The sequence below is a fragment of the candidate division TA06 bacterium genome (genome assembly GCA_004376575.1).
Classification (GTDB): Bacteria; Hydrothermota; DG-26; order E44-bin18; family E44-bin18; genus E44-bin18.
Map to the genome: position 1 here is coordinate 1 of SOJN01000055.1, position 10378 is coordinate 10378.

Annotated in this window: 8 protein-coding genes; 2 read left to right on the plus strand and 6 right to left on the minus strand. The window is 51.3% G+C overall.

Features of this window, described 5'->3' with window-relative positions; genetic code table 11:
* Nucleotides 1-339: 339 nt before the first annotated feature.
* Nucleotides 340-612 (plus strand): GNAT family N-acetyltransferase, encoded by a 273-nt coding sequence (locus tag E3J62_04420; GenBank protein TET46362.1) that lies wholly within the window; start codon nt 340-342, stop codon nt 610-612.
* Here the strand turns inward: E3J62_04420 and E3J62_04425 are convergent.
* The 6 genes from E3J62_04425 to E3J62_04450 form a co-directional block, all read right to left on the minus strand.
* Entirely contained in the window at nt 451-1269 is an 819-nt protein-coding gene (locus tag E3J62_04425) for a class I SAM-dependent methyltransferase (protein ID TET46369.1), read from the minus strand. The two genes, E3J62_04420 and E3J62_04425, sit on opposite strands and share 162 nt — an antisense overlap.
* Nucleotides 1212-2246, minus strand: coding sequence for a radical SAM protein (locus E3J62_04430; GenBank protein ID TET46363.1), 1035 nt, complete (start codon nt 2244-2246; stop codon nt 1212-1214). The genes E3J62_04425 and E3J62_04430 overlap by 58 nt, the downstream gene beginning before the upstream one ends.
* Entirely contained in the window at nt 2243-3196 is a 954-nt protein-coding gene (locus E3J62_04435) for a radical SAM protein (GenBank protein TET46364.1), read from the minus strand. Before E3J62_04435 ends, E3J62_04430 begins: the two co-directional genes overlap by 4 nt.
* Nucleotides 3165-4226, minus strand: coding sequence for an NAD(P)/FAD-dependent oxidoreductase (locus tag E3J62_04440; protein ID TET46365.1), 1062 nt, complete (start codon nt 4224-4226; stop codon nt 3165-3167). Before E3J62_04440 ends, E3J62_04435 begins: the two co-directional genes overlap by 32 nt.
* Entirely contained in the window at nt 4204-5811 is a 1608-nt protein-coding gene (locus E3J62_04445) for a DUF116 domain-containing protein (GenBank protein TET46366.1), read from the minus strand. Before E3J62_04445 ends, E3J62_04440 begins: the two co-directional genes overlap by 23 nt.
* A gap of 247 nt (nt 5812-6058) precedes the next feature.
* Nucleotides 6059-7999, minus strand: coding sequence for a hypothetical protein (locus tag E3J62_04450; GenBank protein ID TET46367.1), 1941 nt, complete (start codon nt 7997-7999; stop codon nt 6059-6061).
* Nucleotides 8000-8385: 386 nt separating this feature from the next.
* On the opposite strand from E3J62_04450, the gene E3J62_04455 reads away from it, so the two are divergent.
* Complete coding sequence (locus E3J62_04455) at nt 8386-10275, plus strand: T9SS type A sorting domain-containing protein (GenBank protein ID TET46368.1); 1890 nt, start codon at nt 8386-8388, stop codon at nt 10273-10275.
* The last annotated feature ends 103 nt before the right edge of the window (nt 10276-10378 follow it).

A 10378-nucleotide genomic window follows, 5' to 3' on the forward strand; every position in this document is an offset into this window, starting at 1 on the left:
AATCATCTAACAACTTAACACCGATTTTAGCAATACCTTTTGAGCATTACGCCCAGAATGACATACGTTTTCTGTCATCCTGCCTCCCCCGTTTCTCGCGAAGCGAGACACACGGGGAGCGGAGCCGAAGGACCTGCTTGTGCCAGATTGCTTCGCGCCCCGCAGTCTGCGAGTTTATGCCGAGTGTATCGAGGTGCAATGACAATTCGTTTCGCGTGACTATTTGTTGTAGGGGCGCCGTTTCGGCGCCCATCTCTCTGGGCAGGGCGACCCTGCCCCTACAAATACAAGTGATGTAGTCGCCTATTCCCTGGTTCGAATAGGCAAGTATCCCCCCCGGTGTTCGAGCTTCAGTCATATGGGGAGATCATTGACGTTGCTGTTAAGTCAACCCACCGCAGAAAAGGGATCGGGACGAAGATGGTTAGCAGGATATATGAATGGTTCAAGTCACGCGGAGTGAATAGAATCGAATTGCGGGTCGCCGAAGGAAATGAAATAAGTGGGTTTCCTGTAGACTGCAACCATCATGTTTTTCAGATTTCTCAATGGGCCGATCGAGAGAATGCGCTCAATGACCAAAGAGACGGCAAAGACGAAAGGATGTACTAAGTGCAGATTCTCAGTCATAACCACACTTTCCAATTCCAATCCAGATGTAAGAGAGATTTTCCCGAGTGCGATTGGCGTGTTGAGCCGATATCTCGTCTGATAGATGTCTACTTGCCTACCATAAACCGCCCGGACGATTCTTCTTCTTAACCGGTCAGGTATCAGTGATGCAATAAAAAAGGCATAGTTCAATCGATTGGTGGTACGGATTAGCAAACAGCCACCCGGCTTAAGAACCCTTGAAAATTCCTTGAAGACTACATCTGGATAATCGAGATGTTCAACGACAAAGTGCGCAGTGAGTAGATCAAAAACTCCACCACGGAAAGGGAGATTGTCGAGACTGCCTTTGATGAACCGATGTTCATTCTCGAGTTCAGGATGGATCTCTATGTCGATGCCGAGTGAATATTTCGCCGGGAAATCCCTGATGGTCACATTTCTGCCGCAACCAGCATCAAGCCATACTTTCTGTTTGCCAGAAAGCTCGCCCAGTTTGTCTGAATAGACCTGCCAACTGAATCGATAGGAAGGATAGATTTTCTTCAGGACTTTCTTGTAGAAATTCTTGCTCACCTGCACTGATGGTGTCCGTTTAGCTAATATGTCTCTAGCTCTGTTCTTATCTTCTCCACATCTTCTTTTTTCGGCCAAAATGGGAAGCTACGAATGTCCGGGCCAGGCATCGAGTCGCCGTAGGGTCTATTGCACGCGACCTCCCCCTTTTCATCCGGGCAGCCGCTGGTCATGAATGGAGTCCCAAGGTCAGTTAACAGATTTAGCTCGTCCTCATTGAGCCCGAACGCAACAACTCTATCATTCTCATCATAGACGAATTCTCCTTCCGTGGAGAAACATTCGTCGACAAGAAACCTAACAAATTGCATTCTCCTGAACTGGCCCGCAGGCGGCTGAGAATGCTTTTCCAGCTTTGATCCCTCTTCGGGGAAGAAGGAAAAGAGATGGGTTCTTGCGCCCATGTCCTTTACCTTTTGAATGGTTTTCGCCATCTCTCTTTCTGTTTCGCCCAGGCCAACTATCAGGTGCACACCAACCATGTCCTCTCCAAAAATCTCCAGAGCCTGCCCGGTTACATCCCAGTACTTCTCCCATCTGTGAGGGCCCTTGATGCCCTTTCCCCTGTGCCTATCGAACAGCTCAGGAGTCACAGCATCCACAGCCACTCCTATCATTTCTGCACCCGACTTCTTGAAGTTCACCAGATCCTCTCTGCTGAGAAGTGTGGGAGTAATCAGAAGTGAGATTGGCAAGTTGGTTTTGGCTCTAATTCTCTCGGTCACATCAATGGTGTCGTGTACGGCCTTTTTGTTAGTCACCATAGAGATACAGACTCTCTTCAGTTTGTCTTTCTTTTCAAGCATCTTGTCTACGATATCGTCCGTCTCGTATGTGGGCCACGAAACCCTGATGAAAGACTTCTCTGGATAGTCACCCTCTCTCTTCCTGGAAAGCCCGCAGTAGGAGCATGCGCCTACGCAACCTTCATCGTATGTAAGCAAGAGGTTAACGCAGGGAAGCGTGGCTCCTCTGTAGAACCGTCCTTCTTTGAAACCGAGAGTCATTGCCGCTGCCAGACTCATTCTCATATATTCTGGACTCTCCATGTTGTTCATCTTTCTCCTCCTAGTTCTGCTGGGAAAGAACAGCAGGTTTTTGCGAACTGAATGTCCAGTCCGTACCGACGAGCTCTATCCAGAGCCTTCTCAGACCAGAGCGCCATTCTATTTACTCCGGCATCAACTGCCAGCTCTTCAAGTCTTTCACTGTATTTACTTCTCGGCCTGGCACAGCCAAGGGAAATGTGAGTATTTGGCATTGAAAGCCGGGCCGCTGCAATCAGCTCTGCCACCTCCTCTGCGGACGGAGGCGACACAGATTCCATCTTCGTCCCAGCAATAGGCATGAATACCACTATCACAAGGCACGCTGGTCCGTATCTCGAGACGAGCTCTAGAGCGTTGTATTCACCGCTTATCTCCCCGTAGTTCAGGCCCACGACGATATGTGGAATCGTCTCGATACCGGCATCCTTGAGTGCTGCCAGAGTCTCCTCTATCCTCCAGAATCCATCATCGATGTGGTAGATCTTACTGAACGTCTCTTGATCTCCAACCACGTCAACCAGGGCTTGATCGATTCCTGCCTCCTTTAGCGTGTGCGCACGTTCACCATCGAGTAAACCCGTATGAACAGAGATGAAAAGGCCGGTCTTTTCTTTCACCTCTCGTATTGCCGGCGCAAAAACATCCCAGGGCATCCTCCCATCCGTGTTGCTCCCCCCAGACACAAGACACCCCAAAGCCCCGTTCTTTGCCAGCGTTTCGCATTCCTCGATGAGCTGCTCAGGCGATGATACGTTAATCATTGTCTCCAGTATCCTCGCTCCGCAGTGGTCGCAGTTGAGTGCACAGGAAGAGCCCGTAATTGATAGTGCCGGGTATCTGCCTGTCTCCCCGTCAATCGTGAACATGCCGGGCAGATAGAAGGTTATCTTCTTCCCGAACCTATCCCAGGAGATACGACGTGCCTGTTCAAGGAGTTCTGTAGTATTCTTTGAATCCAATCCATGACCTCCTGATCAGTTCGGTAAAGTTACGGCCGTTCCACTCGGCCTCCATCGTCTCCCTCTTCCTGCAGGCATGGTCGAGAGTCGAACCGTACAGCTTTGTCCACTCCCTCTCGTACACCGTAACCTGCGACATGTCTTCCTCAAGCACAGCTCTCGCAGCACTCCTGCCAGCAAGTTTTCCACACACGACTGCCTGAGGAATGCCGGCGCCAGAAATCGGGTGCGTCTGCCCTGCTGCGTCTCCCACCAACATGACATTCTCGACAAGTGTAGGAAGAGACCCCCCGACAGGTATGAGACCTGCCGTGGAACACACCTCCCCCTCAGAAATCTTCCCTTCACGCCCCAGCCGCTCAAGGAACCTGTCGAGGAGCTCAGAGAGATTCGAGTCTGTGGACACAACTCCAATCCCGACATTGGCAACGTCACCTTTTGGGAAGAGCCAACCGTAGCCGGCGTTGAATTCCGGTTCAAAGTAGATCTCACAGTACTGTAGAGGGTTTGACAACGAAACGGTCGATTGAATTGCTTTGACAAACTTGCTGTTTCTCTGACCTATCCATCCGCCGACAGTCGATGTCGGGCCATCGGCTCCAATTATGATTCTGCAGTTTATCTCCATCTCAGAACCATTCTGTGAAGCAAGCACGCTGTTCTCAGTCCTGTCAGCAGCTGTAGTGCGCATCATCAGCCTCGCTCCGCTCCTTACAGCCTCAGAGGCCAGACTACTGTCAAAAACATCTCTATTCAATATGTAGCCGGGGGCGTCTGTGACAGCGACCTTTTTTGAGTCTATGTATACCTTCGTTCCGGCCACCTGTTGGGCCACAGCGTCGGCAGTCAGTTCAATCTCCATGGCCAGAGGTTTTGGAATATGCTCCGCACACTGCACAGGCAGTCCAACTTCTGAACGCTTGTCTATGATAACTACCCGGGCCCCCAGATTTGCTGCCACGGCAGCAGCACTGCTTCCGGCCGGACCAGCACCAACGACGAGTACATCACATTCCAGACGTTGACTCATTTCTTACCCTGACAAGAGACCTTTTGCTGTTCAAAAGCACAAGAATCTTTTCCAGTAAACTGAGGTTCAGGTTGGTTTGACTTTCGAACCTCCCTAGATACGCTTCCTTCTCTCTACCGAGGTCGTAGCAGGTGTTATTGTCTATGTCCATAAGGATGCCAGGAAGTCCTATTCTCTCGAAATCCTCAGAATGCTTGATATAGAACGCTTCGCAGCAGCAACCGACGAATGCTTCGACCCCCTCTGCCTTCAGTCTCTCCAGAGTCTCTACCAAATCCTCAAAACTGACAATGGTAATGGCATCCATCCCAAATTCTTTGGCCAGCGTGTAGCCATCTCCAACTGTGCAGTCTCCACACTCAATACACTCATTCTTGTACCGGAATTCACACTCCGGCAGCTTGCTGCAATAAGGAAGGAGCAGGAAGGGCATTTCCTTCTTCGCCATCTCCTCAAAATTAGAGCACACTGTGGTGATGCTATTTGCTTCATCCAGTGAAAGTCCATATTCCGAGTAATCAACCTTGTGGAGAGCTCTGGCTATCACTCCAGCAAATTCCTGTGGGGAGAGACCTGGTATTTCAGGCTTCGTATCCTGGAAAAACTGAAGAACTGTACTTGTCGCGGCATCAACATCTGCCGGAGAATCCTTAAGCCTTGCCTCCAAATCGTAAATGGTCCTCTTGGGGAAAGCAAAGAAGTCTCCTGTTATAAGAGCACTTTTGATTCGCTTCGTTCTGAGATCCAGCTTGAGCGATGCTCGAATCAGGCCTCCCTCACCTTTGTAGGCAGCACGTGCTGTGTCTTCTCCAAGGATAGATGTCCTCACCTTGTAGACCCATTTATCAGATTTGAATAGAGGGAGCTTCCTGCTAAAAAGGTTTTCCTCATAGGATGTCAGAGGTGAAGTCTTCAACTTGACATTGAAAACCTTCTCGAAACCTTCTGCAATTTTCTCTTTGATGATTGAAATGTCGGGGACGGTGCCGAGCAGTTCGCGAAGACAGGTAACCCTCTCTTTGGCAGACTCGAGCTCCTTGTCCTTCAGCTTTTCCGTTGGTATTCTCAAGGCTCTTATCATCTTCTCCACGTCGAAATCGACAAGCAAGGTTCCCTGAAAGAGAAAAGCGGATCCTTCCTCGGTGCCGCCAGTACCACTTATCTTTCGACCGTCGACTTCAATGTCGTTCCTGGGGCGGAATGAAGCTGCGACTCCAAGCTCCCTCAAGCCCTCAATAGCGGCCTGGCAGACCTTCTCGAAGAGCTCTTCTGTGGCCACAGACATACCCAAGTCATGCTTGGACGCTATCAACTCCCATCCGAGCCCAGACCTGTCGAACAGAATGGCTCCTCCGCCTGTTATCCTTCTGTTAATATCAAGACCCTCTCTCTGGCAGTATTCGACCCTAACTTCCTCGGCAACGCCCTGGTGCCATCCTACAAGGACTGCCTCAGGGAAGAACTGCAAGAAACGGACTGTATTGGGGACAGCGCCCTCAGACCGGGCCTTCAGAACGGCCTCGTCGAGGGCCATGTTTTCGGACGCAGGCCTTACGCCTGTGTCAAGAAGTCTCCATTCCCTCAAAGCCTGCCTCGACAAATCGCTAATTACCAACTACGGATTGCTAAAACCCCACACTTCCTCTGGAGAAGTGCAGACCCCTTATACTCTTGGCATATTACAAAACAAGCGCTGTTAATGCAACCCCAAACGCCTTCTACGAAGCACAAAGTGCAAATTACGAGGTACAATGGACAAAAACCGCAAGCTGTAGGTGGAGACAAAACAAATTTACAGCTTGCGGCTGGTGACCGGAACAGACTTCTGATCCTCAATGCGATCTTCTCATTTTGCTCGGTCTGCTCGCAGGAGACCTGGACCTCCCTTCCTCCCTGGCCTGGCCCGTCATGCTCTGGCTGGTCTTGCCCGTTTCTTTACTTTGCTGTTTCTCCCGCGTCTTAGTCCTATCGGGTGGGCTGGCCCGTTTCTCCTCGTTCCTGTCGGCACGCGGCCTTTCCACCTCTTCTGAGGGCTCTTTCCATTCATAGCTCTGAGGCTCTGATCGCCGCGTATTCTCTTTCCTCTCTCTGTCGTGTTCTTCTGTCTTTCTTTCCGGAGTTGTCTCAACCGTCTTGGGCTTCTGTGGCAGCCTCTCATTCTCGCTCCGCGTCACAGAAGGTTTATCCTTCGTGCTGCGCTGAACCTCGCTTCTTCCTCTCTCTGTCTCAACCGTCTCTGGCTTCGGCGGCAGCCTCAAGATTTCGCTCCTTGTCACAGAAGTCTTCTCCCTGGTACTGTGCTGCACCTCGCTTTTCCCTCTCTCTGTCTCGACCGCCCTCGGTTTCGACGGCAACTTCTTGTTAGTGACGCTCGCTGAAGAGGTTCTTCCTTTCGGCGCCTCTGTGACAGCCCCTGGCAGTATCTTCTTGTCGGTTCTTGGTGTAACCCAGTCAGCGACAGCCGCCGTTTTGTTTTTCAGGGCGAGCTTCGGCTCCTCAGGACCTGTCATCTTGTACTCATCCGGCCTATGTCCTTTTCCATCTCTGTACCTGTACCTCTTCTTCCCCCATTCGTAGTGTCTGTATTTCCGGTTACGGCGGTACTTGTACTTCCCGTGCGGGTGATAGAATGAGTCTCTGTAGACGTATGTCCATGGCCAGTTATATCCATAATAGCCGTAGTAGTACGGGTAGCCCCAGGGACCAAGAGGAGCCCAGCCAACACAGCTGCCATAATAGCCCCATACCACCCAGGCTGGGCCCCATGTATGCCCGGGTATCCATATCCATCCCCATCTCCAACTGCGAACCCATCTCCCATAGTGGTAGGGTATCCATCCCCATGGCTCATACGAAACCCATGTCCAACCCCAGTGTATTGACCAGACCCAGTGGCCGTGGTGATACGGATACCATCCGATCTGGACGCGTGGCCTCCAGCAATACCCATAGTCTGCCACGTTTATCCAGGTGCCGTGACGATCCAGATCGTAGACACCCCCGTAGTAAGAACCATCATCCAGATATCGTCTGCTCTCTCCCCTTCTGTATTTCTCGTAATTATCCAGACACCACGAATAGAAGTAGTCCTTGCCCTTGGGAAGCCTCTTAACAGGCCCAAGATACCCGTCAGAGTCCAGGTAGCCCCGCCTGCCCTTCTTTATCACAACATCTCCATCCTTGCCTTCCAGTATTCCTCGGCCTCGATAGACCAGAACGTGAGAAGCTCCACTACCCTTGACATCTATCCTGAGAAAGGCCTTCTCTTCCACATAGACCCGTCCTGTAGGAAGCTCAACGAGCAGGTAGTCTGACGGATCACGATAGGAGAAGACCCTTATCATGGCACTCCCGAACGGGAGGCCCAGAACCGTTGTCCTCCCACCCTCGTCGTTGAAGATCAATCTCTTGAAGTCAACTCTCGTATCCTGATTCAGGGATATTATGGCTCCGTTGTCGAGCTGAATTTCAGCATAGGAATCATCCTCGGTCTCCACAATGTCAGTTTCGCCGAGTGGGGTGTTCACCCCGCAGGGCTCCCACTCATCCGTTCCCGCTCGTAGAACCCAAACATCCCCTTCCGATTCGCTGACCCTCGCAAAGCGCATGCTCGCAGCATGTACCATGCCCGCCGCAAACATAACCAGGGCCAAAGTCAGGCCAGCAAGAACAAAGGCACTCAAGAGCTTTTTCATTTCTCCTACCTCCTCAAATTGAATCCGTTCCTGCCCTCTTTGAGAGCAAAGGCCATGCCATGCCGAACAGAGTCGCATAAGTATCTGAAATGTCAGCGGTTACGTTTCGCACAACTATGGGCCATTTGAATCCAAGTCACCAGAAAAAGGGCATCACTGAGGGCAACCGCACATTTATTGTGCAGGGGGAGAACGAACCTCTTGAAACCACGAGATTACACGAGATTGCTGACACAAAAGACGAAATTGCGAGATTACGAAATTCGAAATTGAAGGTCCGGGGACCCCGTGTATCTCGCTTCGCGAGAAACGGGGGACCGTGAAACGCCCCGGGCAGGCAGGCACTGGGATTCTCTCAAATGCAAAGGAATGACGACAACTTAAATGCCAAATAATATGCTAAACAGCGCTTGACATCTTTCTTCATCTTCCGTAAGATTTCCTCAAGTCAGGAAATCCATAAAATGCAAGGAGGAGCTATGAGGAAGAAAAGTCTGTTTCTGGCCCTGATTGCAAGTCTTCTCTGGGTCACAGTCGCTTTTTCAGCAAGCCGCCAAGGAGAGGAGAAGGAAAAGAGGAGTCGCCTTACCCCTCTCGGTGGTGGTCCAGATGCCTACGGCTACATCTGGCTCGATTCGGATGATGACACGACAACTTTTGACTGGGTGGATACAACCGGATCCTGGACCGAGATCACGGGTCTCCAGGATGACAATTATGTGGGTCCTTTCTCCATTGGATTCGACTTCCCCTACTACTGGTATACGGTGAACCAGTTCTGGGTAGGTTCAAATGGGTATATCTCTTTTGAGCCTGGCCTCCTCGCTCAGCCATTCGATTCCCTGCCTTCCCCCTCCCCTCCCAATGACCTTCTCGGAGTACTCATAGCCGACCACCTCTTTGGAGGAACGAGCCCTGCAACGGCACATTATTACACCAACAGCGTGGATTCTTTGATTGTCTCCTGGCTGAATGTCCCCGGATGGTCCACAGGAGGTTCCCACGACTTCCAGGTGATCCTCACCAAGTCTGACTCCATCATCACCTACCAGTATGGTCCTCAGACAGGTTCTTTCTCCAATAATGAGACCGCCATTGGCATTGAGAATGTGAGCGGTCTGGTGGGGCTCTCATATTTGAATGACGAACTCCCCCCAGCACGCCTCTATCACGACTCCCTGGCGATTCAGTTCATCCCCCCGGATTCCACTACCTATTCAGCTACTGATGTGGGGATCCTCCACGCGATGAATGATAAGAATGGAGGGATATTCCGCCTCAACGCCCAGTCGACCACCCTCTGGGCAAAGGTGAAGAACTTCGGGAATGTGACTGTGGGTAGTTTCGATATGTTCTGTATGGTACGGGACCCATTCAATACGACTGTCTTTGCGGATACGATCTCCAACCCCGGAATGACCCCTGGACAGGTAGACTCTGTCGTCTTCTCTCCGGACTGGATTCCCTTCAGCAATGGTCAACACCGGGCAACCTTCGCCACAACACTCGGAGGGGATCTCAATCCCAACAACAACAGTGTCACCGTGGAGATCCGTGTTATCGTCTATCCGGCAACCCTAATCTACGATGATGGCACTGCTGAGGATGGATGGTCCTGGATGTGGGAGCCAGGAAGCGTGGAAGCGGGACTGGGAAACTATTTTCAACCCCCCACATATCCCGTTCAGATCCAGGATATCCGTGTCTTTGTTTTTGCTCTCGGGACAAGCGGGTTTAGGGCTCGGATCTACGATGATGACGGACCTGGTGGCTCACCGGGTTCAATCCTCTTTGAACAGACCATCTCAACGCCAGTCATCGGGCTCAATACGATCGACGTCTCGAGCCAGAACATCACCATCACCGATGGAGCTTTCTATGTCGCCTGGATCCAGTTCGCAGATGCTGCTGCCTCAGTAGGTAGAGATCTTAATCCTCCCTTTTCTCGAAGGGGTCTCGAACACACTGGAGCCTGGGCAGATTACAGAAACAAGTACACGGATGATCTGATGCTCCATGCGACTATTGGGATTCCTCCAGGAGTGGAAGAGGGAACTAGCTTCCGGATTCAACCACCGGAGTTCATCCTTCTCCAGAACCATCCCAACCCCTTCCACAATTCCACGATGATCTCCTTTGGTCTTCCCTCTGCAGGGAACATCTCTCTCGAGGTTTTTGACCTCACCGGACGACTCGTAAGGACCCTGGTGGATGCGGAAAAGAAGGCAGGGAATTACCGTGTGGAGTGGAGCGCAAGGGATAGTGAAGGTGCAAAGGTTCTGACTGGGGTCTATTTCTGCAAACTCACAACACCGGAGAAGACGCTGACGCGGAAGATGATCCTCCTCAAATAAGTTGGCCCGGAAGACACAAACCACAGGGGGTTCCAGAGTGTTCTGGAACCCCTTGAAACCACGAGATTACACGAGATTAACACAGATTCAAACCACATCCTCA

Coding starts and splice junctions, on each gene's coding strand:
- E3J62_04455 (TET46368.1), top strand. CDS start 8,386: ATGCAAGGAGGAGCTATGAGGAAGAAAAGTCTGTTTCTGGCCCTGATT.
- E3J62_04440 (TET46365.1), bottom strand. CDS start 4,226: ATGAGTCAACGTCTGGAATGTGATGTACTCGTCGTTGGTGCTGGTCCG.
- E3J62_04450 (TET46367.1), bottom strand. CDS start 7,999: ATGCGACTCTGTTCGGCATGGCATGGCCTTTGCTCTCAAAGAGGGCAG.
- E3J62_04430 (TET46363.1), bottom strand. CDS start 2,246: ATGAACAACATGGAGAGTCCAGAATATATGAGAATGAGTCTGGCAGCG.